General features: G+C 63.1%; 30 protein-coding genes and 1 pseudogene. 12 read left to right on the plus strand and 19 right to left on the minus strand.

Annotation, left to right across the window (positions count from 1 at the left end; all coding sequences use genetic code 11):
- Nucleotides 1–95 precede the first annotated feature (95 nt).
- Nucleotides 96–557: a redox-sensitive transcriptional activator SoxR gene (gene soxR, locus M1D88_RS18975; RefSeq protein ID WP_309106343.1), complete on the plus strand. Its 462-nt coding sequence runs from the start codon at nucleotides 96–98 to the stop codon at nucleotides 555–557.
- 38 nt (nucleotides 558–595) lie between these two features.
- Nucleotides 596–1,525 carry a tRNA (guanosine(46)-N7)-methyltransferase TrmB gene (trmB, locus tag M1D88_RS18980; RefSeq protein ID WP_458112278.1) on the plus strand — a complete coding sequence of 310 codons (930 nt, stop codon included), beginning with the start codon at nucleotides 596–598 and terminating at the stop codon, nucleotides 1,523–1,525.
- A 52-nt stretch (nucleotides 1,526–1,577) separates the two neighbouring features.
- Here the strand turns inward: trmB and M1D88_RS18985 are convergent, their stop codons facing one another.
- Nucleotides 1,578–2,216 carry an isochorismatase family protein gene (locus M1D88_RS18985; protein ID WP_458112279.1) on the minus strand — a complete coding sequence of 213 codons (639 nt, stop codon included), beginning with the start codon at nucleotides 2,214–2,216 and terminating at the stop codon, nucleotides 1,578–1,580.
- A gap of 132 nt (nucleotides 2,217–2,348) precedes the next feature.
- Here M1D88_RS18985 and M1D88_RS18990 point away from each other — a divergent pair, with 132 nt between their 5' ends.
- Nucleotides 2,349–3,314 (plus strand): GlxA family transcriptional regulator, encoded by a 966-nt coding sequence (locus tag M1D88_RS18990; RefSeq protein ID WP_458112280.1) that lies wholly within the window; start codon nucleotides 2,349–2,351, stop codon nucleotides 3,312–3,314.
- Between the two features lie 3 nt (nucleotides 3,315–3,317).
- Here the strand turns inward: M1D88_RS18990 and M1D88_RS18995 are convergent, their stop codons facing one another.
- On the minus strand, nucleotides 3,318–3,701 hold the full coding sequence (locus M1D88_RS18995; RefSeq protein WP_458112281.1) for a winged helix-turn-helix transcriptional regulator: 384 nt from the start codon (nucleotides 3,699–3,701) through the stop codon (nucleotides 3,318–3,320).
- A gap of 83 nt (nucleotides 3,702–3,784) precedes the next feature.
- Between M1D88_RS18995 and M1D88_RS19000 the strand changes: the two genes are divergently transcribed.
- The 3 genes and pseudogenes from M1D88_RS19000 to M1D88_RS19010 all read left to right on the plus strand — a co-directional run bounded on the left by M1D88_RS19000 (nucleotide 3,785) and on the right by M1D88_RS19010 (nucleotide 5,165).
- Nucleotides 3,785–4,186 (plus strand): nuclear transport factor 2 family protein, encoded by a 402-nt coding sequence (locus M1D88_RS19000; protein WP_458112282.1) that lies wholly within the window; start codon nucleotides 3,785–3,787, stop codon nucleotides 4,184–4,186.
- Nucleotides 4,187–4,415: 229 nt separating this feature from the next.
- Nucleotides 4,416–4,565 (plus strand): annotated as a pseudogene (locus M1D88_RS19005) (DUF1206 domain-containing protein); the annotation flags it as partial.
- A 93-nt stretch (nucleotides 4,566–4,658) separates the two neighbouring features.
- Nucleotides 4,659–5,165, plus strand: a complete 507-nt coding sequence (locus M1D88_RS19010) for a DUF1206 domain-containing protein (RefSeq protein ID WP_458114576.1) — start codon at nucleotides 4,659–4,661, stop codon at nucleotides 5,163–5,165.
- A gap of 25 nt (nucleotides 5,166–5,190) precedes the next feature.
- Here the strand turns inward: M1D88_RS19010 and trxB are convergent, their stop codons facing one another.
- From trxB to M1D88_RS19025, 3 genes are read right to left on the minus strand one after another with little or no spacing between them, the layout of a single operon-like run.
- Entirely contained in the window at nucleotides 5,191–6,180 is a 990-nt protein-coding gene (trxB, locus tag M1D88_RS19015) for a thioredoxin-disulfide reductase (RefSeq protein ID WP_458112283.1), read from the minus strand.
- A 22-nt stretch (nucleotides 6,181–6,202) separates the two neighbouring features.
- Nucleotides 6,203–6,625: an arsenate reductase ArsC gene (locus M1D88_RS19020; RefSeq protein WP_458112284.1), complete on the minus strand. Its 423-nt coding sequence runs from the start codon at nucleotides 6,623–6,625 to the stop codon at nucleotides 6,203–6,205.
- A gap of 37 nt (nucleotides 6,626–6,662) precedes the next feature.
- Entirely contained in the window at nucleotides 6,663–7,337 is a 675-nt protein-coding gene (locus M1D88_RS19025) for an arsenate reductase/protein-tyrosine-phosphatase family protein (protein ID WP_458112285.1), read from the minus strand.
- Between the two features lie 45 nt (nucleotides 7,338–7,382).
- Between M1D88_RS19025 and M1D88_RS19030 the strand changes: the two genes are divergently transcribed.
- Nucleotides 7,383–8,120 (plus strand): aquaporin, encoded by a 738-nt coding sequence (locus M1D88_RS19030; RefSeq protein WP_458112286.1) that lies wholly within the window; start codon nucleotides 7,383–7,385, stop codon nucleotides 8,118–8,120.
- 499 nt (nucleotides 8,121–8,619) lie between these two features.
- Nucleotides 8,620–9,696 carry a TerC family protein gene (locus tag M1D88_RS19035; protein WP_458112287.1) on the plus strand — a complete coding sequence of 359 codons (1,077 nt, stop codon included), beginning with the start codon at nucleotides 8,620–8,622 and terminating at the stop codon, nucleotides 9,694–9,696.
- Between the two features lie 241 nt (nucleotides 9,697–9,937).
- Here the strand turns inward: M1D88_RS19035 and M1D88_RS19040 are convergent, their stop codons facing one another.
- Together M1D88_RS19040 and M1D88_RS19045 are read right to left on the minus strand one after the other, a co-directional pair.
- A complete protein-coding gene (locus M1D88_RS19040) occupies nucleotides 9,938–10,615 on the minus strand; it encodes an anti-sigma factor family protein (protein WP_458112288.1) in 678 nt (225 codons plus the stop codon).
- Complete coding sequence (locus tag M1D88_RS19045; protein ID WP_458112289.1) at nucleotides 10,612–11,112, minus strand: sigma-70 family RNA polymerase sigma factor; 501 nt, start codon at nucleotides 11,110–11,112, stop codon at nucleotides 10,612–10,614. The genes M1D88_RS19040 and M1D88_RS19045 overlap by 4 nt, the downstream gene beginning before the upstream one ends.
- A gap of 179 nt (nucleotides 11,113–11,291) precedes the next feature.
- On the opposite strand from M1D88_RS19045, the gene M1D88_RS19050 reads away from it, so the two are divergent.
- Both M1D88_RS19050 and M1D88_RS19055 read left to right on the plus strand, forming a co-directional pair.
- Entirely contained in the window at nucleotides 11,292–11,819 is a 528-nt protein-coding gene (locus M1D88_RS19050) for a COG4315 family predicted lipoprotein (RefSeq protein ID WP_458112290.1), read from the plus strand.
- Nucleotides 11,820–11,871: 52 nt separating this feature from the next.
- Entirely contained in the window at nucleotides 11,872–12,552 is a 681-nt protein-coding gene (locus M1D88_RS19055) for a VOC family protein (RefSeq protein WP_458112291.1), read from the plus strand.
- Between the two features lie 75 nt (nucleotides 12,553–12,627).
- Here the strand turns inward: M1D88_RS19055 and M1D88_RS19060 are convergent, their stop codons facing one another.
- The 4 genes from M1D88_RS19060 to M1D88_RS19075 form a co-directional block, all read right to left on the minus strand.
- A complete protein-coding gene (locus M1D88_RS19060; protein WP_458112292.1) occupies nucleotides 12,628–13,389 on the minus strand; it encodes a hypothetical protein in 762 nt (253 codons plus the stop codon).
- Nucleotides 13,386–13,940 (minus strand): RNA polymerase sigma factor, encoded by a 555-nt coding sequence (locus M1D88_RS19065; RefSeq protein ID WP_458114577.1) that lies wholly within the window; start codon nucleotides 13,938–13,940, stop codon nucleotides 13,386–13,388. Before M1D88_RS19065 ends, M1D88_RS19060 begins: the two co-directional genes overlap by 4 nt.
- Before the next feature lie 130 nt (nucleotides 13,941–14,070).
- Nucleotides 14,071–14,709, minus strand: a complete 639-nt coding sequence (locus M1D88_RS19070; RefSeq protein ID WP_458112293.1) for a protein tyrosine phosphatase — start codon at nucleotides 14,707–14,709, stop codon at nucleotides 14,071–14,073.
- A 138-nt stretch (nucleotides 14,710–14,847) separates the two neighbouring features.
- Entirely contained in the window at nucleotides 14,848–15,522 is a 675-nt protein-coding gene (locus M1D88_RS19075) for a hypothetical protein (protein ID WP_458112294.1), read from the minus strand.
- Nucleotides 15,523–15,749: 227 nt separating this feature from the next.
- Here M1D88_RS19075 and M1D88_RS19080 point away from each other — a divergent pair, with 227 nt between their 5' ends.
- Nucleotides 15,750–16,343, plus strand: a complete 594-nt coding sequence (locus M1D88_RS19080) for a DUF5655 domain-containing protein (RefSeq protein WP_458112295.1) — start codon at nucleotides 15,750–15,752, stop codon at nucleotides 16,341–16,343.
- Nucleotides 16,344–16,445: 102 nt separating this feature from the next.
- Here the strand turns inward: M1D88_RS19080 and M1D88_RS19085 are convergent, their stop codons facing one another.
- Together M1D88_RS19085 and M1D88_RS19090 are read right to left on the minus strand one after the other, a co-directional pair.
- Nucleotides 16,446–17,639: a baeRF2 domain-containing protein gene (locus tag M1D88_RS19085; protein WP_458112296.1), complete on the minus strand. Its 1,194-nt coding sequence runs from the start codon at nucleotides 17,637–17,639 to the stop codon at nucleotides 16,446–16,448.
- Nucleotides 17,640–17,644: 5 nt separating this feature from the next.
- On the minus strand, nucleotides 17,645–17,890 hold the full coding sequence (locus M1D88_RS19090) for a hypothetical protein (RefSeq protein WP_458112297.1): 246 nt from the start codon (nucleotides 17,888–17,890) through the stop codon (nucleotides 17,645–17,647).
- Between the two features lie 174 nt (nucleotides 17,891–18,064).
- Between M1D88_RS19090 and M1D88_RS19095 the strand changes: the two genes are divergently transcribed.
- A complete protein-coding gene (locus M1D88_RS19095; RefSeq protein WP_458114578.1) occupies nucleotides 18,065–21,610 on the plus strand; it encodes a DEAD/DEAH box helicase in 3,546 nt (1,181 codons plus the stop codon).
- A 45-nt stretch (nucleotides 21,611–21,655) separates the two neighbouring features.
- On the opposite strand, the gene M1D88_RS19100 is transcribed toward M1D88_RS19095, so the two are convergent.
- The 6 genes from M1D88_RS19100 to dnaK all read right to left on the minus strand — a co-directional run bounded on the left by M1D88_RS19100 (nucleotide 21,656) and on the right by dnaK (nucleotide 26,479).
- Nucleotides 21,656–22,003 (minus strand): DUF202 domain-containing protein, encoded by a 348-nt coding sequence (locus tag M1D88_RS19100; protein ID WP_458112298.1) that lies wholly within the window; start codon nucleotides 22,001–22,003, stop codon nucleotides 21,656–21,658.
- Between the two features lie 2 nt (nucleotides 22,004–22,005).
- Nucleotides 22,006–22,377 (minus strand): YidH family protein, encoded by a 372-nt coding sequence (locus M1D88_RS19105; RefSeq protein WP_458112299.1) that lies wholly within the window; start codon nucleotides 22,375–22,377, stop codon nucleotides 22,006–22,008.
- A 2-nt stretch (nucleotides 22,378–22,379) separates the two neighbouring features.
- On the minus strand, nucleotides 22,380–22,799 hold the full coding sequence (locus tag M1D88_RS19110; RefSeq protein ID WP_309106316.1) for a heat shock protein transcriptional repressor HspR: 420 nt from the start codon (nucleotides 22,797–22,799) through the stop codon (nucleotides 22,380–22,382).
- A gap of 8 nt (nucleotides 22,800–22,807) precedes the next feature.
- Nucleotides 22,808–23,782 carry a DnaJ C-terminal domain-containing protein gene (locus M1D88_RS19115; RefSeq protein WP_458112300.1) on the minus strand — a complete coding sequence of 325 codons (975 nt, stop codon included), beginning with the start codon at nucleotides 23,780–23,782 and terminating at the stop codon, nucleotides 22,808–22,810.
- 94 nt (nucleotides 23,783–23,876) lie between these two features.
- Nucleotides 23,877–24,605 carry a nucleotide exchange factor GrpE gene (locus M1D88_RS19120; protein WP_458112301.1) on the minus strand — a complete coding sequence of 243 codons (729 nt, stop codon included), beginning with the start codon at nucleotides 24,603–24,605 and terminating at the stop codon, nucleotides 23,877–23,879.
- Between the two features lie 2 nt (nucleotides 24,606–24,607).
- Nucleotides 24,608–26,479 (minus strand): molecular chaperone DnaK, encoded by a 1,872-nt coding sequence (dnaK, locus tag M1D88_RS19125; RefSeq protein WP_458112302.1) that lies wholly within the window; start codon nucleotides 26,477–26,479, stop codon nucleotides 24,608–24,610.
- Nucleotides 26,480–26,563 lie beyond the last annotated feature (84 nt).

Consider the following 26,563-nt stretch of genomic DNA (forward strand, 5'->3'; position numbering starts at 1 on the left):
AACTAAGGTTGAGGTCAAGGTTCGGTCCGGCGTCGGTTTTCGTGGTGCGTATTTGTTTTTGTCGGTCCGGGACAACGGAAGGCTAAAGGGGAAGCATGCCACAGGTACCGGGCGGAACGCACCATGTTCTATCGATAGGCGAGTTGGCCGAGCGGAGCGGAGTGGCGCCGTCGGCCCTCCATTTCTACGAACGAAACGGCCTTATCTCGTCTGTCCGGACGTCTGGCAACCAGCGCCGGTACCGCCGGGATGCCCTCCGTCGCGTGGCATTCATCCGGGTTTCCCAGCGCGTGGGGATACCGCTGAAGGACATTGGAGCTGCGCTGGACTCCCTGCCCGAGGCGCGAACCCCCACCAAACGCGACTGGGCCCGGCTCTCGAAGCTGTGGCGCTCCGAACTCGACGGGCGGATCGAGGCACTGGAACATCTGCGTCGCGACCTGGACGGGTGCATCGGCTGCGGCTGCCTGAGCCTGAAAGCGTGCCGGCTGCAGAATCCCCAGGACGAACTCGGCGGGACGGGCAGTGGAAGCGGCCCCCGCCGCTGGGAGCCCTGAGGGAAGCAGAGGTCCGGGACTCAACTATTCTGGAAGTGATGAGTGAATCCCCAGAAAATCCCCAGCAGCCGCAGACTCCGCGGCCGGTCACACCAGGCACCCAGGCGTCCTTCGGCACCTACGGCGGCCGGCCGGTCAGCTTTGTGCGCCGCGGGACCCGGCTCCAGGGCCGCCGTCAGCAGGCCTGGGAAGAGCATGCGGACCGTTGGGCACTGGACGTCCCCCGGCATGTAGCCAACACCTCGGTGCACCCTGACTATGTGTTCGACGCCGAGGAGGAGTTCGGGCGCAAGGCACCGCTGATCGTGGAGATCGGGTCCGGCCTGGGCGACGCCGTGTGCCACGCCGCCGAGGAAAACCCGGGCACCGATTTCCTCGCAGTAGAGGTTTACACCCCGGGGCTGGCCAACACCATCATCAAGATCAACAGCCGCAAGCTCAGCAACGTCCGGGTTGTGGAAGCGAACGCTCCGGAAGTGTTGTCCACCATGTTGCCGCCCGGATCGGTCACCGAGATCTGGGTGTTCTTCCCCGACCCTTGGCACAAGTCCCGCCACCATAAGCGCCGCCTCATCCAGCCCGAATTCGCCGAGCTCGCGGCAAAGTCCCTCAAACCGGGTGGGCTGTTGAGGATTGCCACTGACTGGTCCAACTACGCAGTGCACGTCCGCGACGTCATGGCCGGCTCCCCTCATTTCGAGAACCTGCACGACGGCGAGCGCCGCGGTCCGCAGAGTCCGCTCACCCAGGTGTGGCAGTCCGGCGTCGAATCCCTCGTGGGGGGCGCGCCGGTCAAAGAAGGCCGGGCCCCGGTGAGTACGGAACACACTGGCCCCAACGAAGGGATCGACGAAACCGGCGGCTGGGCACCGCGGTTCGAGGGCAGGATCCGGACGAGCTTCGAGAACAAAGCGCACGAAGCCGGCCGGCTGATTTTCGATCTGTGCTACCGGCGGCTCGAGCCGTAACTGAACAGGGGTTCCACGGTTCCTGCCGCCCGCTTCGATTGTCCAGCCGGGGTTATGCCCGGGCCAGGGTTGCCGTCCCAGCTATCGCGGAGCTGCCAAGATCGCTCTTTTCCAGAGCCCGCCGGGCGTCGAGGGCATCAACCCACGCATCGGTGGTGCCCACAGCTGCCCAGTTTGATTGCAACAGCGTAAGCAGGGTTGAGTGCACTGTCTTTGCGTCGGCGAAACCTGCTTCATTGGCGAGGTTGATCGCCCCGGTGGCGTCCGAGAGAACCTCGGTGTTGAAGCCGAGGGACTCCGCTTCAACGGCAGAAGCGAGGACGCAGTTGTTGGTCATGTACCCAACGAGCGTGACGGTGTCGATGTCCTCCTGGCGCAGCCACCCAGCCAGGTCAGTGCCTGCGTAAACGGAGCCATACTGCTTCACGACGTCCTTCCACGCATCGGTTTTGCGGCTTTCAATCTCGGGATGGAGTTCGAATTCGGGGGTGCCGGGTGCGAAGACCGGAGCGCCCTCACCCGCACTGTGTTGTACGGCCACAATGGGGACACCGGCGGCGGTGGCCGCGTCGACAGCCCGCGCGATCATCGGCAGGGACTCCTGGTGCGGCGGGTACTGGATCTCGAGGAGTCCGTTGAAGTACTGCTGCTGGACGTCGATGAGGATAAGGGCGCGACGAGGGGTGCTCATTGTCTTGTTCTCCCGGTAGTGGTTCGCTGGCCGCCGTGTGGCGACCATTCCATCCTTCGCCCTGGAGGCAATGACCACCAGTGGCACGAAGGCCGTTGTACGATGGATTCGGGCCAAGGTAAGGGGAAACGGATGCGCATCGCGGTTTACGCCTTCGACGGAGTGACGATGTTTCACCTCGCTGTGCCTCAGATGGTTTTCGACGAGGTCACGCGTCAGGGACTGGCGGACTGGAAGACCGTCCTCTTCTCCGACCAGGCTGGACACGTTCGAACAACAGAGGGTTATCAACTCGGAGAGGTCCAGGGCCTCAACGCCACGGAAGACGCCGACGTCGTCGTGGTGCCGTCATGGTTCGACGACTATCGTGCTCCGAGCGAATCACTGCGGCGGCTCCTTCAGGAAGCGCACCAGCGGGGTGTGACTATCGTGGGGCTTTGTCTTGGCGCCATCCCCCTCGCTGACGCCGGTCTGCTGTCCGGACGTCGGGCAGTCACGCACTGGGGAGCCTTTGAATCGCTCGCTGTCCGCCACGCTGATGTGGTCCTTGACCAGAGCGTCCTGTATATCGATCATGGTGACGTTTTGACGTCGGCCGGCACGGCTTCCGCACTGGATGCCTGCCTGCATCTCGTCCGGGGGCGTCTCGGAGCGGATGCGGCAAACAAGGTAGCCCGCAGTCTGGTCATCGCCCCGCACAGGGAGGGCGGACAGGCGCAGTACATCGAACACGCAGTTCCGCCGCGGTCCACGGATGACCCGATCGCACGCTTGCTCGAATGGGCGCTGGGCCGTCTGGGTGAGCCCCTCAGCATCGACCGCCTCGCCACCCAAGCGCACATGAGTCGCCGAACCTTCGTCCGGGCCTTCCGGTCGACAACAGGGACAACGCCATCCGCCTGGATACGCACACGACGGCTCGATGCGGCCCGGCGCCTGCTTGAAACCACAGACTTATCCGTTGATCAGGTTGCAGCTGACTGCGGCTTCGGCAGCGCTGTGACGCTAAGGCAAAACTTCGCCACGGCCTTTTCCACCACACCGACCGAATACAGGCGCCACTTCGACGCCCGCGTCCCGGATCCGGCGTCGCGCTGACTCTTAGCTGAACGCCGCCGGGGTGACGCGCTTGTCATAGGACTCCCGCGCTGACATCACATCTTCGATATATTCCTCAGCCCAGAGGCCCAGCGCCGTCAGAGGCTCTCGCAGGGTTTGGCCGAGAGCGGTCAACTCATACTCAACGCGGGGCGGCATCTCGTCATACGATGTCCGGTCCACGATCCCGTCCCGTTCCAGGTCCCGCAGCGTATCGGCCAGTACCTTACCGCTGATGCCATCCACGGCTTGACGCAGCTCACCGAACCTCAACGGACCCCCACTGAGAGCAATGACGATCATGGCCGTCCACTTGTTTGCGATCTTCGCCAGGGAAGTCCGGGAGGGGCACGTGGCCACCATTACGTTCCAAGCCGGGACAGTCACTGAATCAAGCTCCTTAGTTACGTTGATGTAACAGGTTACCGACTGTAACTATAGGCGGGTAAGCCCAAGCGAAGGAGAACCAGATGACTGAACAGACTCCGGCGGCCGTGACCGCCTCATATTTTGACGCCCTCGGCCGCGGTGACGTACCCGCGGCCATGGCACTCCTGAGCCCTGACGTGGTGTGGCATCAGCCGGGTGCGAACCGTTTCTCCGGTGACCACACAGGCCTCGATGGCGTGGGTTCGTTGCTCGGCGGGATGATGGAAACGAGCCAGGGCACGTTCCAGCTCGCCGTCACCGGGCCCGCAATGGTCAATGGCGAGTACGTTGCCGTTCCTGTTCAGTTCTCCGGCAAGCGCTCGGATGTTTCCATGGACATGTCCGGTGTCGATCTCCTCACCGTCCGAAACGGAAAAATCGCCGAGGTGCGCCTGTTCTCAGAGGACGGCGCGGCAGAGGACGCATTCTGGGGACACCCCTAAGCCATCCAATAGACGACGGGCCGGCGGCACTGGAGAGTGCTGCCGGCGTCTTGTTCCATCACGTCGTCGAACGGTCTATGTTGTAGGCAGACATGCAACCAGCCCCGTGACAGGCCTCTCGCGGAATCAACATAACTGAGTCAAGTACAAGGGGCCGATCATCAAAAAGGAACTCAGAGAGGCGGCAGCAACCGCCGAAGAAGCAAGTGATTCACGGGCGCTTGAGCTGGTGGCGCGTGCCGGGTTCGCCGTCAGCGGTGTCCTCCATTTTCTCGTAGGCGCCATCGCCATCCGTCTGGCAACCGGCGGAGAGGGCCAGGCAGACGTGAGTGGCGCCGTCGGAGAGCTGTCCAGCCAACCAGCCGGCCCCCTGCTGCTGTGGAGCTGCTTTGTAGCTTGCGTCGCACTTGCCCTCTGGCAAACGGGCGATGCCGTCTTCCACTTTAATCATCTCTCCGGCAGGCAGAAGCTGATGAAGAAACTGAAGGCGGCCGGCCTGGCTGTGGTTTTCGTTGCCTTCGCCGTCACTCTTGGCTCCTTCGCCCTGGGAGCACGACAGGACAACGGCGAGTCTGCGAGCGATCTGACTGTCGCTGTGATGAAGGTTCCCGGTGGGATGGTGCTGCTGATCCTCGTGGGAACAGCCGTGGCCGTCACTGGTGTGGTTTACGCCATCCGGGGGTTCCTTCAATCTTTCGCCAAACTTCTCCGTTGGCCCACATCAGCCCCTGCCCGCCGCGCCGTGAAGATCGTGGGAATCGCCGGTTATGCGGCCAAGGGAGCTGCCCTTCTGCTGGTGGGCCTGCTGATCATCATTGCTACGGTGCAGGCGCAGCCGGAGGAGTCCACCGGCTTGGACGGCGGACTCCGGGCTCTCCGCGAGCAGCCTCTGGGCGTGTACGCTTTGGCTTCTGTAGGAATAGGGCTCGCCTGTTATGGGGTGTTCCAGGCGGTGCGGGCCAGGTTCGGAAAGATGTAGCGGGGTTACTCCGTTGTCCAGCGGTTCAGGCGTGGGTGGGCTCTTCCACCAGAGCGGTGGCGATGCTGTCCGCGTCGTCCAGGGCGGCCAGGTAGCGTTCGGCGTCGAGGGCTGCGGCACAACCGGTTCCGGCGGCGGTGATGGCCTGGCGGTAGCGGTGGTCCACGGCGTCGCCGCAGGCGAACACCCCTGAGAGGTTGGTGACGGTGGTGGGCGAATCAACCTTGATGTAGCCCTCGGCGTCCAGCTCCACCTGCCCGGCCACGAGCTCCGTGCGCGGTACGTGCCCGATCGCCACGAAGATGCCGGTGGCGGCCTGCTCCCGGGTTTCGCCGGTGCGGGTGTCCTTCAGCGTCACGCCGCTGACTTTTCCGTCGCCGTGAATGGCTGTGACGGCCGAGTTCCACGCGAATCTGATCTTCGGATTGTCCTTTGCCCGCTGGGCCATGATCCGGGATGCACGCAGCTCGCCCCTGCGGACGACGACGGTCACGGACTTTCCGAAGCGGGTCAGGAAGGTGGCTTCCTCCATTGCGGAGTCACCGCCGCCGACGACAATGATGTCCTGGTCGCGGAAGAAGAATCCGTCGCAGGTGGCGCACCAGGAGACGCCGTGGCCGCTGAACTTCTTCTCCTCCGGCAGGCCCAACTCCTTGTAGGCGGAGCCGGTGGCGAGGATCAGCGCCGGCGCCTCGTGGGTCTCGCCGGCGCCTGTGACCACACGCTTAAGGTGGCCCGTCAGCGTAACTTCGGTGACGTCGTCGAACACCACCTGCGCGCCGAATCGTTCGGCCTGCTGCTGCAGCCCGTCCATAAGCTCCGGCCCCTGGATCCCATCGGGAAAACCCGGGAAGTTTTCGACGTCGGTGGTGTTCATCAGGGCACCGCCGGCGGTGACGGATCCCGCCAGAACGAGCGGCTTCAGCCCGGCCCGCGCCGCGTAGATGGCGGCGGTGTAGCCGGCAGGGCCGGAGCCGATGATGATCAGCTGTTCGGTGTTCTTGGCGTCGCTCATGAAAGGCTCCTGCTCGAAACTGTTACTTGACTGCGGGCGTAAGGGACTCGATCAGGTTCTCAATGCGGCCTTTGATCTCGTCGCGGATGGGCCGGACGGACTCGACGCCCTTGCCGGCAGGGTCCTCCAGGACCCAGTCCTCGTAACGCTTTCCCGGGAAGTACGGGCATTCATCGCCGCACCCCATGGTGATCACGACGTCGGATTCCTTGACGGCCTCGGTGGTGAGGACCTTGGGGGTCTCCTTAGACATGTCGATGCCGAGCTCGGCCATGGCCTCGACGGCGGCAGGATTGATCTTGTCGGCGGGCTGGGAACCTGCGGAGCGGACTTCGATCTCGCCCTTGCCCAAGGTGGTGAGGAAGGCGGCGGCCATCTGCGAGCGGCCGGCGTTGTGGACGCAGACGAAGAGGACGGACGGCTTCTTGGTTGTTTCGGTGGTCATCGTGTATCTCCTGATTGAAGTGAATTGCGGACGGAAGTCAGGCCGCATGAACCCGCGGAGCGAGATCGCCTATCCGGTGGGCGATCTCCTGGAAGGCATGCTCAAATGCTTCAGGGGTTCCTTGCCGCACAGGATCGGGGACTGACCAGTGGACGCCCCCGAGTCCACTCAGCTCTTCATGGGCGTTGTCGCAGACAGTGACGACAAAGTCACCCTCGCCCGCCAGCGGGTCAAGCCGCTGCGGTGCCGTATCCGGAAGGCTGAGACCGTGGCGCCGCGCAACCTCAATGGCACCGGGTGCAATGCGGCCGGCGGGATGGGTTCCGGCAGATGTAGATGGGATTTCGCTGATCTGCTGCCAGAGCGCTGTGGCCAGTTGCGATCTGGCGCTGTTTCGTGTGCAGACGAAGACCACGCGCTGGGCTCCGTGCTCAATCCCCGGGACCAGGCCTTCGAGAGCGCCGGGAGTGAGCCGGATGTAGCTGCGCCTCCTGTCGGCCTCTGAGCGGCGCCGGGTCACAAGGGCCGCCTCCTCAAGAGTGCGCAGATGATGGGACAGCAGGTTCGATGGCATCCCCAACTCGGCCTGCAGTTCTGTGGGAGAAAGATCCCCAAGAGTCAGCAGGTCAACGATGCGCAGCCGTGCTGCATCAGCGAGTGCGGCATGCTTGGCCACTCGCTCACGAAACTTGTCCATTTCGTCAATAGTCATTGCCTCAAGTTTGACTGAGATAATTCTTTCGGTCAAGCTGGTCCAATGAATTCTCCCCAGCCCCCTCTATGGCGACGTGCCATCGCGGAACTCCTCGGTACCAGCCTGCTTGTGACAGTTGTGGTCGGCTCCGGGATCGCTGCCGAACAACTCTCGCCGGGCAATATCGGCTTGCAGCTGCTCGAGAACAGCACCGCCACAGTTTTCGGCCTGACCGTGCTGATCCTGATATTCGGTCCCGTCAGTGGCGCCCATTTCAACCCTGTGGTCTCTCTCGCGGACTGGGTTCTTGGACGGCGGAGCGGCTCGGGGCTAAGCCTGCCCGAGGTGGGCATTTACGTGGTGGCCCAGACTGCCGGCGCAATCAGTGGAAGCGTCCTGGCTAACGCGATGTTCGACGTCGGGACCTCTATTTCCACGAAGGACCGGCTCACCCCGGGGCACCTCCTTGGTGAGATCGTCGCCACCGCCGGGCTGATCCTTCTGATTTTCGCCTTGGCCAGAACCTCCCGCGGCGTACTCGCCGCTCCGGCCGTGGGCGCCTACATCGGGGCCGCCTACTGGTTCACCTCTTCAACGTCGTTCGCGAACCCGGCAGTCACAGTGGGCCGCATGTTCAGTGACACTTTCGCCGGGATTCTGCCGGGCTCGGTCCCCGGCTTCGTCCTGGCGCAACTCGTGGGAGCGGCAGCCGGGATGGGCCTTCTCCTGATCCTCTTCCCCACGGCGGGCCGCTCCGCCGATGATGTTGTCATCCCCCACCGCGCTGCAGTGGACTCCTGACGGGCGAGCTCCTCATACGGGATCTCCTCCCGAGGTCCGGCACCCCACCACTATTACACCGGCTGGGATGCCACAAGAACGCGCAGAGCGGTTCATCAGCCTCGATCCGGAAACGGCCTTTGCGTTCTCCAAGACCACCGGGGAATTCCCTTTGAAGGCTGGTGATTTCATCACGGACGCCGTTGTGCCGATCAATACGAGTACGCGGACGGGCGCCGGGTCCTGTCCGAGGCGGGGGCGTCAGGCCAGCCGCGGCCGGGATTTGAAGGGCCGATCAGCTTTGCCCAGCGTGAAGAGATTGCGGTGATGCGCCTCATCTGTCGATTAGAACGACGGCTTTGGGTCGGCTATGATCTTCTCATCAAGGGGAGTACTCCCGTCTGTGATCGGCCCGTCAATACGGATGCACTTACGCATCTCGGGCCGACGGTTCCGGTGTCATCCGGGCGGAGGAGACCTTGGCGTCTCTGTCCAACGCCTACCCCTTTGGAGCATCCTCATGCAGGTCACACCCCTGATCTGGTTCATCACGATCGCCGTGACGATCCTGTTCTTCGTCTACGAGTTCTTCGCCCACGTCCGCAAACCCCACGAACCGTCCATTGCAGAATCGGCGCGCTGGTCGGCGTTCTACATCGGACTCGCACTACTGTTCGGCGTGGGAATCGGCGCGGTCTCGGGATGGACGTTCGGCGGCGAGTACTTCGCCGGCTACCTCACCGAGAAGGCACTGTCGATCGATAACCTGTTCGTTTTCCTCATCGTGATGGCCGGATTCGCAGTACCGAAGAAGTACCAGCAGAAGGTGCTGATGATCGGGATCATCATCGCCCTGATCCTGCGCGGCGGATTTATCGCGATCGGAGCGACCCTGATCGAAAACTTCTCCTGGGTCTTCTACATCTTCGGTGCCCTGCTACTCGTTTTGGCCTACCGGCAAGCGTTCAGCAGTCATGCGTCCAACCCGGCTGACGGTAAGTTCATGACAGTTGTGCGCCGGGTCCTGCCTGTCACTGATGAGTATCACCAGGACAAGCTCACCGTGATGCAGGACGGGAAGCGTTTCGTCACGCCGATGCTGCTCACAATCATTGCGATCGGTTTCGTAGACCTCATCTTCGCCGTCGACTCAATCCCTGCAATCTACGGCCTGACCAACGAGGCGTACATCGTCTTCACCGCCAACGCGTTCGCGCTGATGGGTCTGCGTCAGTTGTTCTTCCTCATCGGTGGACTGCTCGAGCGCTTGGTCTACCTTGCCCAAGGGCTGGCCGTCATCCTCGCCTTCATCGGCGTGAAGCTCGTCTTCCACGCCCTGCACGTCAACGAGCTCCCCTTTATCAACGGCGGGGAACCGCTCCTCTGGGTGCCGGAGATTCCCATCTGGCTCTCGCTGCTCTTCATCGCCGGCACCATCGTCGTAGCGACCATCGCGAGTTTGCTCAAGACCCGCGGCGACGGCCAGAAGGACGACCGCGGACTGATCCCCGGTGAACCAATGGTGATCACCGCCGACCCACGGAACGAGGAATCCGAGGCCGACAAGAAGACGATGACGACTACCATGTCCAAGTAGCTCCCCACCGGCGCCTCACACCTGAAACGGGCCTGACGATCGGGTATCCCATATGCCTCTATATGGGATACCCGACCCCCTCCCGAGCATGATGACAACGGGCTACGGCTCTCTCCGAAACCACCGCTCTGCACCAACCCAATAAAGCGCCATCCCGAGAAACCCAAGCACGGTAATCAAGATAATTTGCAATGCCGCTGATCTACTTCCTGCACTACTTTGTCGCCTGCAGAAACACCAATCAGGGTGAACCGTCAGGTACCGAAATAACGGCTACAGGCTGCTGGCGATCATTGCGTAATTCCACTTCGGAAATGCTGGTCAGCTGTACCGGCGTAGCGCCGGTGACACGGATTCGGCCGCTGGGCGTCGCTGTCCACGCGCAGGCCCGGTCCTCAGCGCCGGCACGGTCCTTTACCCACAAGGACAACGTTCCATTCAAGGGCATGCTCCGGCCTTCCAGGGCGAGCTCGGTCCCCCAGTTTTTCTTGACAAGCCCAACGGTCACCTGGAGGCCGCTGCTTGCCTCCACCGAATAGCTGGCATCTGGCTTGGGCGGCTGATTCAGCAGCGGCGCGGCGACGAAGCCGACAGCCAGGCAAGCGGCAGCAACTGCACCCACAACAGCCGACCAGCGCCGTCGCATTTTCCGCTGACGTATAGCAAGTCCATCCAGCAAGGCTGGCGGAACGGCACGGACATCCTGGGTTTCACTCTCTGCGGAGCGGTGCCAGGTCAGGGCCACAGCATCCGGGACCGGAAGCGCCTCCAGCAGTGAGGGGAGGCTTTTGAGATCCTCAAGCTCGTTGCGGCACTCTGCACAAACGTTCAGATGTTCCTGGAAACGGCCGGTATCCGCCGCATCAAGGCCGCCCAGGAGGTAGGCGCCCAGCAAGTGATGGAGCTGATCCCTGCTCACCTCTCGACCCCCATTTCATCCAGGACGGTTCTCAGCGCCTTGACCGCATAGTAGGCGCGGGACTTGACCGTGCCGAGCGGAACGTTGAGCTGAACGGCGGCTTCGCTGACCGTGAAACGCCGGTAGTGCAGAGCCACCAGGACATCGCGGTGCTCTGCGCTCAACCGCAGCAGGGCTTCCTCCATGAGAACCCTGTTCAGCAGTTCGTCGACGCGTTCGACCGCCTCGGCGGGATCAGCCACGTCGCGTTCCGTCGCTTCGATGGGGCGCCTTTGGGCCTTGCGGTAGTTGTCAATCATGATGTTCCTGGCCGTACGGAAGAGGTAGCTGCGAAGGCTGCCTGTGATCTGCGGAGCATGCTGCCACACCCTGAGCACTGTCTCCTGCACGATGTCATCAACACCGTGCGGGTCAGGAGACGCGTTCAGGACAAAACGGCGCAGCGCTTGCCCGTGTTCCCGATAGATGGCAGCCACTACCTCTTCGTCAAGCGGCACGTGCCTTCCTCTTTTCTATCCCGCCCCGTACGACGCTTCAGCGCCGTGATTGGTTCATTTGAACCATTCTCCGCCCCTTGGCGTCATACCTGTTATCCCCGGCTGAGTGCCATGGTTCGTGGTATCCCAACCAGAAATATCCCCGCACGCAAACCCCGTACTCACCTCAAGGAGTAGATATGAACAAGCAATGGGGCATCGGCTTCTCCGCTCTGGCGCTGGCGGCAGCGCTTGCCGGCTGCGGCGGGAGCCCGGGAACTACGGCCCCCACTACCGGAGCGCCTCCTACGGTTTCCTCGGCTCCGGCGCCCGGTGCCACCACTACTGCGGCAGCCGACGTCGAACTTAAGACCGCTTCCTCAACTGCCGGGCAGATAGTGGTGGACGGCGAAGGGAAGAGTGTCTACTTCTTCACGAAGGACGTCAAGGATTCCGACACCAGTGCCTGCAAGGATGCATGTGTCGCGGCGTGGCCTGCCGTTACCACCACCTCTGACACACCGAAAGTTGAAGGCGTCACCGGGGAGATCGGCACCATCAATACGGCGGACGGCGCCAAGCAGATCACCATCAACGGCCTGCCGATCTACTACTTCGCCCAGGACAAGGCGCCTGGCGATATTTTGGGCCAGGGGGTCATGGACGTCTGGTATCTGGTCAGCCCGGCAGGAGACATGATCAAGTCGGCGGAGGCAAGCGGCTACTAGAGCAGGAACATTGGCGCGGTCTGTCGAATGCCACGGGCGGTACGGTTGAGTTGTGAACGCCACTATCGATCACCTGGTCATCGCCGCCGATTCGCTGGAACAGGGCGAGAATTGGTGCGCGGCCACGTTCGGGGTTCAACCCTCCGGTGGTGGCAAGCATGTGTTGATGGGTACACATAACCGAGTGATTGCCATCAGCAGCGAGAGCTTCCCGGACTGCTACCTTGAGGTCATCGCGATCGATCCTGACGCGCCGCCGCCGGGGAGGCCGCGCTGGTTCGGACTCGACCACCCCGAGGTGCGCGAGGCTGTCCGCGAGCGCCCTCGACTGGTGCACGCAGTGGCCCGCACCCGGGAGATTGAGATGCTGCGCCGGAACCTTGCCAGCTCCGCCCTCAATCCTGGCGAGGTGCTGTCAATGCAGCGCGATACTCCTCACGGACTGTTGAGGTGGCGAATAACAGTCCGCGACGACGGTGGTACTGAATGCGCAGGCGCGCTGCCCAGCTTGATCCAATGGGAAGGGCAACATCCGTGTGCCCATATGGCGCCGACGGAGTTGGCGCTGCAGGATCTGATGCTCCGCGGCGTTCCGACGCAGGTGGTCGACGTGCTGAAGCTTCCGGCCGTTCAGGCGAGCCCGATCGAGGATGCGCAGAACCCACCAATCACCGTGACACTGGAATCGCCGCTTGGCCGTGTTGTGCTCGACGCCTGGCACTTCAAAGGCTGAACAGCCCCAGATCGGAGAGCATCATGCTCAAGTCCCTGCTGTGGCAGGGCGTCATGCAGAGCGGTTGCGGAATCCTCAGGGCTGTGGAGTGGCGCCGTCAGTCCGCTCAGAAGAGGGAAGTGCAGGCAAGGACGGCAGGCCCGGCGGCGTCAGCGCCGGGGCCGGGATACTCGGCGCGGCCGGAACGTTCGGAATGGCAGGAGTGGTTCCGTTCGGCCAGGGTATTTCGGAAGACCTGCCAGGTGCTGTGCCTGGATCACCCGGAGCTTGGCCCCCGTCCTGACGGGGGTGGGTGCCGTCAGCCGGACGCCCGTTCGTCCCGGAGGGGGTCGGGGAAGATCCGCCGGGCGACGGCGATGTCCGCTGGAACTCCCCGCCGGTTTCCGTTGGTCCCGGTACCGTTGGGTTCTTGGGGCCCTGTTTGGGGTTCCCGCTCCCGAAAGTGGAGGCAATAGAAGTGAACGCCGAATGAAGTGTGTCGCGTACGCCCTGGTCAGCTGCGGCCGCTGCGCCACCACCGACGGCCAGCGCAGCAGCTACTCCCAAGACGGTCAGCGGAAGCCTGCGCTGGTTGCGACGCCGGGCGGCGAGGTCGACGACGTCCGCGCCGCCGCCGTCGGGCGATCCGAAGTCGGGAGTTCCGGCGTGCAGGCCGGAGCCAGCGGGCGTGGTTCCCTCCATGAGGGCGAGGATCTCCGCGCTTGGTTCCGGCTGCTCCGTTCCCAGGGAACGCAGCTCATGCAGGACGGGGCGAAGGTCGTCTGCCTCTTCAAGACCGGCCTCGGCCAGGACTTGGTCAATGAGGCGGTCGCTTCCGGATACGGGTGTGTAGCTCATGATGTGCCTTGTTTCGTAATTGACGCACGGTCCCTGAGTGCGCTAAGTGCCCGGCGCTGCAACTGCTTTACAGCTCCCGGAGTCTTGCCCATAATGTCTGCCACTTGTTCTACTGACAAGTCGGCTACGACCCGCAGAGCCAGAACCTCGCGGTAATCCTCGCTGAGATCCTCCAGCAACGCCGCTGTGCCCAGCCCGTTGGCCTGCGACAACGCCTGGTCTTCAGCCGATGTCGAACTCCGGCCGTCCAGCTGTGCCTCGTACGGGCTCAGTGCCGGCGCGCGTTCGCTGCGGCGGTAGTGGTCCACCATCCGGGCATGTGCAATAGAGAAGATCAACGATTTTGCCCCCTGCAGCCCGCCCGTCAGGCTTTCCAGTTTGGGAAAGAAGGCCAGGAAGACGTCTTGGGTGACGGCCTCAGCGTCGTCGACTCCCTTGGCCCGGAGGTAGCCCAGAACTGCACCGGAATATCTGCGGTAAGCGACCGTGAATAGCACGGACGGGTCTGCGCCGTCAGTGTGCACATATTCATCAGTCACAGAGTCCAGCAACCGGGCTCCTCCATCCATGCGGCGAAGTCAGCGTTCCTGATCCTGGAACAGCTCTGACGTCACGCGCTTTTGTGGGCCGCGGAGCTCCTGCGGAAAGGCACAGAGCCCCGCGGCCGCTAGAGATTAAGCGCTACGGGCGTACAGCCGATGAGGCAACGTCAGCGGCCTCCGTGGGAACCTCGACCGGCAGTTCCGGAGCTGCCGGTACGGCAGCCTGGGTCGGCAGCTCGGGAACTGCCGGAGCTTCTACCTTAGCAGTGGCCGATCCGGAGACCTCAGCCTGGCCTTCAACGTGGCCTGCAGCCTTGCCTGCCTCGATGACACCGGCGCAGTAGCTTTCAATGCCGGTTTCGCCACCGGCAGCAATGCTCAGTGAGACGAATCCTTCAGAGGAAGCTTCGAGGCCGCCCTGGGTGAATGCTGTGCAGAGACCGTAAGCGGCGGGACCGGCTGCATCAACGGCAGCGGCTACACCGGCGTTGGCGGCAGCGCTGGCTCCGGCTTCGGTTCCTGCTTCGGTTCCGGTGCCGGCCTCAACATTGGTGTCTGCATCGGCGTTGGCAGCAGCGTCAGCGGCAGCCTTGGCGGTGCCTGAAACTCCGTCAACGTGGGGGGCAGGGGCTCCCAACAGCTCGTGGGCGCTCTGCTGAACCTCGGTGGGAAGTGCGCCGGCGTATGCTGCGGCACCGGTGCCACCAACCGCCAGGGCGCCTGCGGCCAATGCGCTCGCGGCGACTTTACTGGTGGCAATAACAGTGAACAAGGACATGGAACCCTCCGAAGAATTTGGGACTTGTGCAAAACCGGCTCTCGTACTGCCGGCAGGTCAGGTGGTGCGGAGCAACGCCCGCACTCCCTATACATCGCCTTGCACCATGGATCGGTTACGCGATATCCAAAAGTTTTTTCACGGAGACTTTGTGAGCAGCTTTTCCGTCCGCCGCAGTCTGAAAAAGATCGCCAGCGCTATACCCGCCACAGCAAGCGCAACGATCCCCCACCACACCAACGCGCTCCCCTTGCCCTGGTGGACTAGGGAGGCCTGCTCAAGATGCCGGGAGGATGTGGCGCTGTTGTCCTTTGCGCCTGAGGCAGGAGCAATACCTTGGCCAGCGGGTCCCGCCCCGCCGGTTACCTGGACCTGTTGCGCGTTGGAGCCAGAACCATCAGTTACCGAATTCGAGTCTGTGGACGAAGCTCCGGGGTCATCACCGTCCAGCGAGCTGTCAGCGGGAGCCGAAGGGTTTGGACTGGGCGCGTAGGAAGGAGCGACGGTCTCCTCCGCCGGCCCCGGACCGGAAGGAACGGCCGGGGCAGGGTCGGGAGGCGGGTTTGAGGGCGATCCCGGAGCCTCAGAGGGGCGTGTTGGAGCCGGTGCAGGTTGAGTGGGTGTGGGTTCCGCAGTCTCTGGCGGGGAGGGGGAGCAGATCAACAGGAAGCACGTGTCCTGCGGCGCCCGACCCGCAGCGTTGGCTACAGGAATCCCTGCGGAAAGAACCAGCATCGCCCCGAGCGCGCCGGCTGCAGCACCGCGTCGAAGCCCCCCATGGAAACCAGTCATCGTCTGAAAAACGGTGAACATTGGAGTGACCATAGTGACTCACACTAATCAATGGTCACTGCGAAGGAAACCCGGGACTGCGCCATCGCTTCCTTGCAACAGCAGCATCCCACGCGCTTTCGCCGGGTACTGCAGAGGCCATTGCCATCCGATTTCGACGATGCAGCTCAGCAGTTCAGCATGGGCATTTTGGGAGCGTCCCTGCTCTTCAAGCTGCAGGCAGGCTGCCAGCCGGTAGCATTTAGACCATGGCGAAGCCAAGCAATCTGAAAGATACTGCGAAGTCCTGGCAGACCATGGTGGACAGCAACCAGGCCCTTCTGCAGCGTAAAACCGGGCATGACGTCAGTTGGTGGGCTGAGCGCGCCCGGGCAGCAGGTTTGCAAAACGACGCCGAGCTCCGGGTTTGGATGAGGGAGGAGCACGGCATCACCGGTTACGCCCAGTACGCCGTGTCCTGGGAGATGTTCGGCTACCCGGAATTCATGCTGCGCGACGCTGACGAGCTTCTGGATGCCCAGTACGCCAGTCATCCGGAGCTGCGGCCGATAGCCGATGCCTTGCTGGCGTGGGCAGCTGAGACTGAAGGTGTGGAGATCCAGCTGCGCAAGGGCTACATTTCCCTGCACAGCCCCCGACGGAAATTCGCGCAGGTGGCACGCACCACGAACACGAGTGTTGATGTAACCCTTCGTCTGAATGCGCCCATAAAGGGAAGAGTCGAAGCTGTGAAGTCCCGTGCCGAAGATCCCTTCACCCGCAGGCTTCGGCTCAAGGCCGCATCAGACGTGGATGCGGAGGCTCTGTCTATCCTGCACAGTGCCTTAGAGCAGAACCTGTAGGCAGGAACCAGCAGGGGAGTCTACGGCTAAGGCCGGGCGCGACGGCGGGACGCTCCGATGCTCTGGAGCGTCCCGCCGTCGAATGCCGGCTGCCGGTAGTTGCTAGCCTTCTCCCGGGACCGGCGGACCAACCGGCCAGCGGAGGAGCGCCGCCACGACGGCGCCGCCTGGAATCGCTGCCTTGGGCAGGATTTCGACGTCGGCGTCTGTCAACACTGCTGCCCGGATCAGCGCAGCGGCAGCGGACGCCTTGCCCAGGATCTGAGCTCCGAGAGTTTCCTCTTCCACGGTGGCAACCCAGGGGCTGGAGCCCAGGACCAGCATTTCCCTCGCCGGATTGCTGTCAGGATCAGTAGCCGTGTTCCCTCCGCCTGGATCTGATGTCAGTTCCGTGCTCAGGACCAGCGTTTGCACTTGCGCCTGCTGGAGGGCGTGAACAACGGCCCCGATCCCGGTCGCAGCCTTTCCGTTGCTGTGCCCCTTCTCCTCCTCGAGCTGTTCGAGCAGCCGCCGCTGTGAATACGCCTGGTTTTCAGCCAGCAGCTTTTCAACGGCAGCATCCATCACTTCCGGATGGGCGCCGCCGGCCCTGGTATGCGAGTCCACGGTGGTGGCAATCGCACGGGCATTCTCCGACAACTGGTGCAGGACGAGGTCGCGTGCCCGGATATCCCCACCGATAGCGACAATTGCCGGGCGTTCGGCCTGCACCAGACGGTTTATTTCGGCCGCCACATCTTCAGCGTTTTTCCGCCAGATCTCCTCGGTCCGGTGCTGGAACTGCCCTTGGGACCAACCGCCACCGGGTACCTTTTTGAGGTTCTCTGTGCTGCCCTGCACTGAGTGGCTGGATTCAGATCCGCCCGTGATGGCGCGACGCGCGTAGGCGAGCTTGATGTCAGCACCTGAGCGGTCAACACTGGCGGTCACCACTGGTATGTCGGAATCGGCATGACGCAGAAGCGGCAGGAGGTCCGGCGCCACCCCGACTTTTACATAAGGACTGTCGACGCGCTCGCCGGCGAGCACCTCGTCCACTTCAACCCGGCCGTCGTGGACCAGCAGGAAGCGGGCCACTGGATTTTGCACTCCCTCCAGCGGCTGGATAGCTTGTTCGACAGCCTGGGCATCCGCTTTGGCAGCTCCCGCTGCAAGAAGTGCATCACGGATCTGCCCGGGCCGGACGTCTGCCGCCTCCAGGGAATCGACTGTTCCCGTTCCGGCGTCAGCCAGCACTGTGCACCAGGTGCCGTCCTTCTCAAGGAGCTTCGAGAATCTTTCAAGGGTCGAATTCATCCCGTTCACCCGTTTCCCGGTGTTTCGGTGTTCTTCCGGCTGCCGGCCTCGGTGGGTTCAGGCTCACCGGCGGGCAGATTTTCCCGGACGGATTCCCTGATTTCCTGGCTGTCAGTGTCGTCCGGAAGGGGCTCGGTTTCCCGCCATTCCTCTACGTGTCCTGACCTGTTTCCTTGGTGAAGCGCTTGGGTTTCCTGCTTCATCTTGTCATCCAAGGCTGGCCCATGGGTGGTATTTCCCCGCTCAACCATCTCGATCTCCTTTCCTTTTGAACCTAAGGTCAAACGTGCTGCAGATCACTTTCAACGTTAGCATCGGGCTGTTTCAAGGAGAACTGTCAGCGGCTACGTTCGGGCGCAGGTTTCGCTGACTAAGATGGATCAGATAACCTGCAGCATTTTGACCTGCCGAAAGTAGTGCATACCATTCCATCCCAACCGGACCAGAGTTCGGCGCTGGCAATTCAGACCCCCGCTATCAACGACCGCTCCCTTGCGGCCGGCCTGGCCTATGCCATGGGCAGCCGGGTCTCGGGCATCACGTTCGATGCCGCAACAGGGCTCATGCTTGGCAAGGTCAGGGGCGGCGCCGAGGTCCCGTATTCGACCACCGCCAAGCTTGTCCGGAAGGCCGGTGGCTGGAGTTGCACTGTGGGCGTGTGCAGTTGTCCTGTCCGCAAGGACTGTAAGCATGTCGCTGCCCTGTTGTTCGCAGCCGAGGACAATCCGGCAACGCGCGTCCAACTGCTGGCCCCTGCGGAGATCTCCCGGCTTTCCCGGGATCAGCACAGCCTGGAGCTGGCCGACTGGGAGCAGGCATTGAGCCCCCTCATCGCCAAGCCGGGCATCACCCAGTCCTCCAATGGCATCCCCCTGGCTCTGCAGTTTGAGATCGAAGAACCTGCACCACACTTCTCCTACACCGGGCGCCGCGATCCGCTTCGAAGCGTCCGGCAGCTGAAGGCCCGGCCAGTCATCATGGGCACGAAGGGAAAATGGATCCGGGGCGACGTCTCCTGGAACACCCTCAGCTATCTGAACTTCAAACGCGAGTGCAACCAGGAGCATGTCGAGTGGATGCAGGAGTTCCTGGCATCGCATACCGTCCAGGCCAACCGGCAGCACGTCGCGTCGGCCCCGTGGCTCGGCCTGAACACCTACGCCGGCAAAAACCTGTGGACCCTGCTCGCTGAAGCACGGAAGATCGGCGTCGCCCTGGTCCACGGCCGCGGACAGGAACCTGTCCGCTTCGCGGACTCTCCCGCCGTCGTCGGGCTTAACCTCACCCGTTCCGGGCCAGCCGTCACCGAGGACTCGGCCGGCGGGGCGGACTCAACCGGCGGGGCCGCCGCTTCACTTGATGCGGCCGACGGCGGCGGGCTGGTGCTATCGCCCACCGTCACCGTTGAGGGCGAGGTGGTGGACCCGGCTTCCGTGGGCACCATCGGCCGGCCGGCGCACGGGATCTTCCTGACCTCGGACCACGCCACACTTCCCGGAGTGGACGGGCCGGCGTCGGGTCCCGGAACCCCTTCCGCTGAACCTGTGATTACGCTCGCGCCGCTCGAGAGCGGGCTCAGCGAAGAGCTCCTGAACTTCGTGACCGCTGCGAACACCCTTCATATCCCGGCCAAGGATGAGAGCCGGTTCCTCACTGGCTTCTATCCGAAGCTCAAGCAGGCTGCCCGCGTGACCGCCTCTGATGAGTCGGTGAAACTGCCCACCCTGGCCGTTCCCACGCTCTCCCTGCTGGCAAATTATGGCGCAGACCACCGGGTCCGGCTGCACTGGGAATGGCATTACAAGTCCGGAAACCTGGTGACCGCCCAGCCTCTGTGGCGCCATTCGGACGATCATGGCTACCGCGATGATCCCAGCGAAGCACGCATTCTGGAGGCCGTGGGTCAGCCGTGGGACGTTGTGCCTGCCCTCGGCGAATCCGCAGCCGGAGGTTGGGGCACGCCCCGGCTCGCGACTTCTGTTGAGCTCAAAGGCCTGGACACGCTGGCGTTCACCGAGGAGGTGCTGCCGCGGCTCCGCGAAACAGCCGGCGTCGAGGTGGACACCGCAGGCGTCATCGCCGATTACCGCGAGGCTGACGAAGCCCCCGTCGTCGCTATTTCCACCAAGGCCACCGAGCAGCGGGACTGGTTCGACCTCGGAATCGTCATCACCCTCGAAGGCCAGCCCGTCTCCTTCGCTGCACTGTTTTCCGCGCTGGCAGCAGGGCAAACGCGCATGCTGCTGCCAAGCGGCGCCTACTTCTCCCTGGATCTTCCGGAGCTGCACCAGCTCAGGGCGTTGATAGATGAAGCCCGGTCGCTGCAGGACAACAAGGACGCTCCCCTGCAGATCAGCCGGTTCCAGGCCGGTCTGTGGGACGAATTGGCGCACTTGGGAATTGTGGATGAGCAGGCGGCCGCGTGGCGGGAGGCGGTTGGCGGACTGCTCGACGGCGGCACCAACGGGCTTCCGCTGCCGGCCTCCCTGAACGCTGAGCTGCGCCCCTACCAGCTCGAAGGATTCAACTGGCTAACCTTCCTGTACAAGCACGGCCTGGGCGGAGTGCTGGCGGATGACATGGGACTCGGCAAGACAGTCCAGGCGCTGGCACTGATTTGCGCTGCCAAAGAGGCATCCGGGGTTGATTCCGCTGGGGTTGATGCTGGAGTTGCCGGAGCTGGCAAGGATGGAGCCGTAGTTGATGTCAGCGGCGCAGCCGTGTCCGGGCGGGCACCGTTCCTGGTGGTCGCGCCCACCAGCGTGGTGGGCAACTGGGAAGCGGAAGCTGCACGCTTTGCGCCCGGGCTGACAGTCCGGGCCGTCGGCGAGACCTTTGCCAAAAGCGGCGCCGATCCTGTTGAAGCAATGGCCGAAGCCGACGTCGTGATCACCTCGTACGCCCTCTTCAGGATTGACTACGAGGCCTACGCATCCCGCGCCTGGGCAGGCCTGATGCTGGACGAAGCCCAGTTCGTGAAGAACCACCAGTCCAAGGCGTACCAGTGCGCGCGGAAACTGCAGGCGGGTTTCAAGCTGGTGATCACCGGCACGCCGTTGGAGAACAACCTGATGGAGTTCTGGGCTTTGACGTCCATCGTGGCTCCCGGGCTCTTCGCCAGCCCGGGCCGCTTCGCGGAGAACTACCAAAAGCCGGTGGAAAAGAACGGGGACAAGGGGCAGCTGGACAAGCTCCGGCGGCGCATCCGTCCGCTGATGATGCGCCGGACCAAGGAGCAGGTCATCCGGGATCTGCCGCCCAAGCAGGAGCAGATCCTGGAAGTGGTCCTGAACCCGCGCCATCAGAAGGTCTACCAGACCCATCTGCAGCGTGAGCGCCAAAAGATTCTTGGCCTGATCGACGACGTCAAAAAGAACCGCTTCACGATCTTCCAGTCCCTTACCTTGCTGCGTCAGCTGGCCTTGGACGCCTCGCTGGTTGATCCTGCCCTGACCGCGGTGCGGTCCAGCAAGCTCGGCGTATTGTTTGAGCAACTGGACGACCTTGTGGCCGAGGGCCATCGGGCGCTCATCTTCAGCCAGTTCACCGGCTTTTTGGGCAAGGTCCGTGAGCGGCTCATCGAGGAAAAGATTGAATTCTGCTACCTCGACGGCAGCACCCGTAACCGGTCCGACGTGGTCAACGAATTCAAAAACGGAACCGCACCTGTGTTCCTCATCAGCCTTAAGGCCGGCGGCTTTGGCCTGAACCTCACGGAGGCCGACTACGTCTTCCTCCTGGATCCCTGGTGGAACCCCGCCTCGGAAGCCCAGGCCGTGGACCGGACACACAGGATCGGCCAGGCGCGGAACGTTATGGTCTACCGGCTGGTGGCCAAGGACACCATCGAGGAAAAGGTCATGGCTCTGAAAGCCAGGAAATCCCAACTGTTCTCGGATGTAATGGAAGGCGATACCCTCGCTGGCGGATCACTGACAGCCGAAGACCTGGCCGGGCTGTTCAACGACTGACGCTGAGGTGGCAGCGACCGCTTAGCGGCCAGCCTGGAGCGCCATCTAGCGCGTGATGGCCACAACGTAGATCCCCAACACACCCAGCACGAGCACCGCCGAAGCCGTCCACAGCACTGACCGGACGTTGGGGCCCATCAGCCCCCGGCTGATCCCCTCCCCGTGCAGGGTGTAGCGGGTGCGTTGGGTAACAAAAATGGCGGCGGCCGTGAGGCAGGATATCCCCCACAGGGTCAGGACAAAGAGACCGTGCTGTTCGATCCACCGCAGGAAGATTGTACTGACGGTTGCCAGCGCCAGCATGGTCCTGCCCCAGGCGAGTGATGTCCGTTCGGGCTGAAGACCGGGGTCACTGTGGAGCCGGACCGGAGGCTGTCCGTCGCTGCTGCCCATGATCAGGAGAGAAGTACCAGAAACACGACGACGGCGGCCACTACTGCGCCGCCGATGCCCAGAATCGGCGCAATGAGCGGCAGCGGCAGGGGCAGTCCGTGCCGCAGGCTGCGCTCAACGTTGATCCAGCGCACGGCCGATCCCCCGCTGATGAACATGCCCAGGAGCAGCAGAATGATGGAGAGCGCCTTGCGGACAGGCTCCTGGAAAAGATCCCCGGTAAAGGCCTCGACGGCGACGCCCCCGGCAAGGAAAGCAAGCGACGTCCGGATCCAGGCCAGGAAGGTGCGCTCGTTGGCCAACGTGAACCGGGGATCGGGTTCGTTTCCGCCGGCCAGCAACCTTTCGGCAATTCGGCCCCGTTTTTTGATCACTGTTACTCCGCCCGGGGCTTCCAGACAACCAGCGCTTGGGAGCGTGCCCTCGGCCGCTGGCCCCTGGCCAGGGTGACGACGTCGCCGGCTGCACCAGCGGCGAAAATCCTCGCATCCAAAGGACGACGCCGCTGGCTCAGTTCCTCGGTCAGCTCACTCACCCGGCGCTGCAGGGCGGCTACCTGGTTTTCAAGCTGCAGGATCCGCTTGATGCCCTCCAGGGAGACGCCCTCCTGCGAGAGCCTTTGCACTTCCCGGAGCATGTTCACGTCTCGCTGCGAATATCGCCGTGACTTCCCGGGCGCACGGCGCGGCGAAACGATGCCCAGGCGGTCATACTGGCGCAGGGTCTGAGGGTGCATGTCAGCGAGCTCCGCCGCCACCGAAATAACGAAGATTGGCTGGTCGAACTCGATGTCCATGCACCCTCCTAAAGTCGGGCCTTCGCTGCCAACCCGGCGCGCACGTCGGCATCCGCCGTAGCTGCAGCAAAAGCCTTGACAGCTTCTTCGGCTTCCTTGGTGAGCTTTTTGGGAACCGCGACGTCGATGGTCACCAAGAGATCCCCGGCCCCCTTGGAGGTCTTGACGCCGCGGCCCTTTACTCGCAGAGTGCGTCCGGAGGGCGTGCCCGCCGGGACACGGACCTTGACCTTGTCGCCGTCGATCGTGGGGACCTCGATGTCCGCACCAAGCGCAGCCTCGGGGAAGGAGACCGGCACGTGGATCCGCAGGTTGTCGCCGTCGCGGGTGTAGAACTCATGCGGCTTCACATTAACTGTCACCATGAGGTCTCCGTTACCGGCGGGGCCGTACTGCCCCTTCCCGCGGACACGGACCTTCTGGCCGTCCTTGATGCCGGCCGGAACACGGACATCGATGACCTCGCCGTCGGGCTCACGCAGGCCTATGGTGGTGCCGCGGATGGAGCCGGCGAAAGAAATGGTGGTGTTGGCGGTACGATCGGCGCCTTTCTGGGGTGCCCGCTGATAGCCGGCGGGTGCGCCGCCGAAACCGCCACCGAACAGGTCCGCGAACTCAGGCGGGACACCTCCCGCAGTGCTGAAGCCACCTGAGTGCCGGCCGCCACCGCCCGTGAACAGGCCACCGAAGAGGTCCTCGAACCCGGCGTTTCCGCCGCCGGCGCCGCCCGGGGCGAAGCGGGCACCGCTGCCCATGGCCCGGATGGCGTCATACTGCTGGCGCTCATCAGGATCCGAGAGCACGGAATAGGCCTCGGAGATGTCCTTGAACTTCTTCTCCGAGGCGGTGTTTCCTGAGTTTGTATCAGGGTGGTGCTGACGGGCCAGCTTACGGTAGGCCTTCTTGATGTCAGCATCGGAAGCGTCCTTGGCGATTCCAAGGATCGCGTAAAAGTCCTTGTCCACCCAGTCCTGGCTAGCCAATGGCGTTTCCTTTCAAATCTGTGTGCCGAGATGACAGTTCACGGCAATGTTCTTTCGAATCACTGCCGCGAACTGTCATCTCGATGGGGTAATGCTAGGCCGGAACCGCGACAATAACCTGTGCCGCGCGGAGGACCCGGTCACCGGACTTGTAGCCCGAGCGCAGAACCTGGCTCACGGTGTCGAGTTCCACCTCGCCTGGCTGCTGGATGAGGGCCTCGTGGATCGTGGGATCGAACTCCACTCCGGTCTCATCGATGCGTACCAGTCCGTAGGTCTTCAGCGCATTCTCCAGCTTGGCGGCGATCGCGGCGAACGGTCCGTCCGCGAGGTCGCCGTGCTGGCGGGCAGCATCGACGTCGTCCAGCACCGGGAGAAGGGAGTTCAGGACGCCGATGACGGCCATCTCCCCTGCCACGGCGCGGTCACGTTCCACCCTCTTGCGGTAGTTGACGTACTCAGCCTGAAGCCTGCGGAGATCGTTCCTGAGCTCCTCGGCTTCGGCAGAAGCGACACCCTGCGCCACCGATTCCTCGGCCGGCACCTCAACACTGTTGAGGATGTCCTCAACCTGCGACAACGCGTCTCCGTCCAGTTCTTCCGAACCTGGTTCGCCGGAACCGGACTGTGGGCCAGCACTGCCGGCCTGCGCCTCGTTGTCCGGTCGCCTGGTCTGTCCGGTCTCCGGGTCAACCTTGCGGTTATCCCGGATCACGGGCTTCTGCGTCTCGTTTTCGCTCTGCTGGCTCCCCCGCTGCTGGCTTTTCCGCTCGGCCCGGTCTTCGGAAGAAACGTGCTCTTCTTCGTTACCGTGATGGGGCATGGCTACTTCTTCTCTTCTTCGTCGACGATTTCGGCGTCAACGATGTCTTCGTCAGAAGTGGAACCAGCTGCACCTGCGGGACCACCCTCAGCACCCGCTGCGCCCGTTTCACCGTTCGGTGATCCGGCCTGGGCGTAGATGGCCTCGCCGAGCTTAGTCTGGGAAGCCTGCAGCTTCTCAAACGCGGTCTTCACAGCGGCGTCGTCGGTGCCTTCGAGCGCCTTCTTGAGGTCGTCGACGTCGGCCTTCACGGAGGTCTTGACGTCCTCCGGCAGCTTGTCGTCGTTGTCGGCGATCAGCTTGTCCACGGAGTATGCGAGCTGCTCGGCAGTGTTGCGGGTATCCGTTGCCTCACGGCGTGCCTTGTCCTCTGCGGCGTGCTCCTCGGCGTCACGGACCATGCGGTCGATGTCTTCCTTGGAGAGGGCGGTGCCACCGGTGATGGTCATGGACTGTTCCTTGCCGGTGCCCTTGTCCTTCGCGGAGACGTGAACGATGCCGTTGGCGTCGATGTCGAAAGTGACCTCGACCTGCGGTACACCACGAGGGGCGGGAGCAATGCCGGTGAGCTCGAACGTGCCCAGCGGCTTGTTGTCGCGGGTGAACTCGCGCTCGCCCTGGAAGACCTGGATGGCCACCGAGGGCTGGTTGTCATCAGCCGTGGTGAAGGTCTCGGACCGCTTGGTGGGGATGGCTGTGTTGCGCTCGATGAGGTGGGTCATCACGCCGCCCTTGGTCTCGATGCCGAGGGACAGCGGGGTGACGTCGATCAGCAGAACGTCCTTGCGCTCACCCTTCAGGACACCGGCCTGCAGAGCGGCACCAACGGCCACAACCTCGTCCGGGTTTACACCCTTGTTCGGTTCCTTGCCGCCGGCGAGTTCCTTCACGAGCTCGTACACAGCAGGCATACGGGTGGAACCGCCCACCAGCACGATGTGGTCGATGTCCGAAAGCTTGATACCGGCTTCCGTGATGACATCGTGGAACGGCTTTTTGGTGCGGTCCAGGAGGTCCTTGGTCAGGTCCTGGAACTTGGCACGGGTGAGCTGCTCGTCCAGGTGGACCGGGCCGTCGGGGGTGACGGACAGGTACTGCAGGGAGACGTTGGTGCTGCTGGAGGAGGAGAGTTCCTTCTTCGCCTGCTCGGCTGCTTCGCGGAGACGCTGCAGCGCGATCTTGTCCTTGGAGAGGTCGATGCCCTTAATCTTGAGCTGCTTGAGCAGGTACTCCACAACGCGGTTGTCCCAGTCGTCGCCGCCGAGGCGGTTGTCACCGGCGGTGGCGCGCACCTGGATGGTGGAGAATTCGTCTTCGTCCTTACCAACTTCAAGGAGGGAAACGTCGAACGTTCCGCCGCCGAGGTCGAAGACCAGGATGAGCTCGTCTTCCTTGCCCTTGTCCAGGCCGTAAGCCAGGGCGGCCGCGGTGGGCTCGTTGACGATGCGCAGGACGTTCAGGCCAGCGATCTCGCCGGCTTCCTTGGTGGCCTGGCGTTCGGCATCGTTGAAGTAAGCCGGAACGGTGACGACGGCGTCCGTGACTTTTTCGCCCAGGTACGACTCGGCGTCGTTCTTCAGCTTCATGAGGATACGCGCGGAAATTTCCTGCGCGGTGTACTTCTTGCCATCAATGTCGACGTTCCAGTCAGTGCCCATGTGGCGCTTGACGGAGGAGATGGTGCGGTCGATGTTGTTGACGGCCTGGCGCTTGGCGATTTCACCAACCAGGACTTCGCCGGACTTGGAGAACGCAACGACCGACGGCGTGGTGCGGCCACCCTCGGCGTTGGCAATGACGGTGGGCTCGCCACCTTCGAGAACGGAGACGACGGAGTTGGTGGTTCCGAGGTCGATACCTACTGCACGTGACATGTGTTGCTTCCTTCTTTCCTTGGAAACTAGCTGGCCCCGGTGCTCGAACCCGTTGAAACGCTTGTCGCAATCGGTGTCGAAAAT

Source organism: Arthrobacter sp. R1-13 (assembly GCF_054161475.1).

Coding starts and splice junctions, on each gene's coding strand:
- M1D88_RS19010 (WP_458114576.1), top strand. CDS start 4,659: ATGAAGAAACTGAAGGCGGCCGGCCTGGCTGTGGTTTTCGTTGCCTTC.
- M1D88_RS19025 (WP_458112285.1), bottom strand. CDS start 7,337: ATGACTATTGACGAAATGGACAAGTTTCGTGAGCGAGTGGCCAAGCAT.
- M1D88_RS19085 (WP_458112296.1), bottom strand. CDS start 17,639: ATGAATTCGACCCTTGAAAGATTCTCGAAGCTCCTTGAGAAGGACGGC.
- M1D88_RS19110 (WP_309106316.1), bottom strand. CDS start 22,799: ATGGACATCGAGTTCGACCAGCCAATCTTCGTTATTTCGGTGGCGGCG.
- M1D88_RS18985 (WP_458112279.1), bottom strand. CDS start 2,216: ATGAGCACCCCTCGTCGCGCCCTTATCCTCATCGACGTCCAGCAGCAG.
- M1D88_RS19030 (WP_458112286.1), top strand. CDS start 7,383: ATGAATTCTCCCCAGCCCCCTCTATGGCGACGTGCCATCGCGGAACTC.
- soxR (WP_309106343.1), top strand. CDS start 96: ATGCCACAGGTACCGGGCGGAACGCACCATGTTCTATCGATAGGCGAG.
- M1D88_RS19035 (WP_458112287.1), top strand. CDS start 8,620: ATGCAGGTCACACCCCTGATCTGGTTCATCACGATCGCCGTGACGATC.
- M1D88_RS19080 (WP_458112295.1), top strand. CDS start 15,750: ATGGCGAAGCCAAGCAATCTGAAAGATACTGCGAAGTCCTGGCAGACC.
- M1D88_RS19070 (WP_458112293.1), bottom strand. CDS start 14,709: ATGTCCTTGTTCACTGTTATTGCCACCAGTAAAGTCGCCGCGAGCGCA.
- M1D88_RS19020 (WP_458112284.1), bottom strand. CDS start 6,625: ATGACCACCGAAACAACCAAGAAGCCGTCCGTCCTCTTCGTCTGCGTC.
- trxB (WP_458112283.1), bottom strand. CDS start 6,180: ATGAGCGACGCCAAGAACACCGAACAGCTGATCATCATCGGCTCCGGC.
- M1D88_RS19050 (WP_458112290.1), top strand. CDS start 11,292: ATGAACAAGCAATGGGGCATCGGCTTCTCCGCTCTGGCGCTGGCGGCA.
- M1D88_RS19060 (WP_458112292.1), bottom strand. CDS start 13,389: ATGAGCTACACACCCGTATCCGGAAGCGACCGCCTCATTGACCAAGTC.
- dnaK (WP_458112302.1), bottom strand. CDS start 26,479: ATGTCACGTGCAGTAGGTATCGACCTCGGAACCACCAACTCCGTCGTC.
- M1D88_RS19100 (WP_458112298.1), bottom strand. CDS start 22,003: ATGGGCAGCAGCGACGGACAGCCTCCGGTCCGGCTCCACAGTGACCCC.
- M1D88_RS19000 (WP_458112282.1), top strand. CDS start 3,785: ATGACTGAACAGACTCCGGCGGCCGTGACCGCCTCATATTTTGACGCC.
- M1D88_RS19075 (WP_458112294.1), bottom strand. CDS start 15,522: ATGTTCACCGTTTTTCAGACGATGACTGGTTTCCATGGGGGGCTTCGA.
- trmB (WP_458112278.1), top strand. CDS start 596: ATGAGTGAATCCCCAGAAAATCCCCAGCAGCCGCAGACTCCGCGGCCG.
- M1D88_RS19090 (WP_458112297.1), bottom strand. CDS start 17,890: ATGGTTGAGCGGGGAAATACCACCCATGGGCCAGCCTTGGATGACAAG.
- M1D88_RS18990 (WP_458112280.1), top strand. CDS start 2,349: ATGCGCATCGCGGTTTACGCCTTCGACGGAGTGACGATGTTTCACCTC.
- M1D88_RS19120 (WP_458112301.1), bottom strand. CDS start 24,605: ATGCCCCATCACGGTAACGAAGAAGAGCACGTTTCTTCCGAAGACCGG.